Genomic DNA, 761 nt, shown 5'->3' on the forward strand with positions numbered 1-761 from the left:
CCGGCGGCGGTCCGGGCGGCGGCCGTCCCGGCGGCGGGCGCATGGGCGGCCCGCCGGGGATGCAGGGCGGCCAGCAGGGCCAGGGCCAAGGCCAGCAGGGCCAGGGTCAGCAGGGCATGCCGGGCGGTGGTCCCGGTGGCGGCTTCCCGGGCGGCGGCCAGCAGCAGAACGGCAACGGCAACGGCAACGCCCAAGGGCAGCAGGGCAATGCTCGGGGTCAGCAGGGCCAGGGCAACGGCCAGAACCAGGGCCGGAACGGTCAGCAGGGCATGATGCCCGGCGGCACGGGCGAAGGCGGCCGACGCGGCATGGGCGGCGGCGGCATGGGCGGGCTGCTCAACGGCCAGCAGGTCAACGCCAAGGTGAAGGCGAAGCTGGAGAAGGACGCCGACGACTACACCTGGGTCGCGGCGGCCATCGGCTCGCAGAACGCCGCGAGCTACCAGCTCGCCACCCAGGACCCGGTGATGGCCATCGGCGGCTTCAACGGCAGCGACCCGTCGCCGACGCTCGCCCAGTTCAAGGAGTACGTGAAGCAGGGGAAGATCCACTACTTCCTCTCCTCGGGGACCGGCATGGGCGGCGGCCCGGGCGGTGGGAGCAACGGCACCTCCTCCAAGATCACGACCTGGATCGAGGCGACCTACAAGAAGGTCACCGTGGGCAGCACCACGCTCTACGACCTGACGCAGAAGAAGTCCTCCAGCTGACGCCGGAGTCCTGTCCGTACGGGCCGGTGGCCGCGTTCCCCCCGCGGCCAC

1 protein-coding gene is annotated in these 761 nt (G+C 72.4%); it reads left to right on the forward strand.

Annotation, left to right across the window (positions count from 1 at the left end; all coding sequences use genetic code 11):
- On the forward strand, positions 1-710 hold a 710-nt coding region (locus EEJ42_RS31130), incomplete at its 5' end, for a mannosyltransferase YkcB-related protein (RefSeq protein WP_484422014.1).
- Between the last annotated feature and the right edge of the window lie 51 nt (positions 711-761).

The organism is Streptomyces botrytidirepellens (assembly GCF_003721215.1).
Taxonomy (GTDB): Bacteria; Actinomycetota; Actinomycetes; order Streptomycetales; family Streptomycetaceae; genus Streptomyces; species Streptomyces himastatinicus.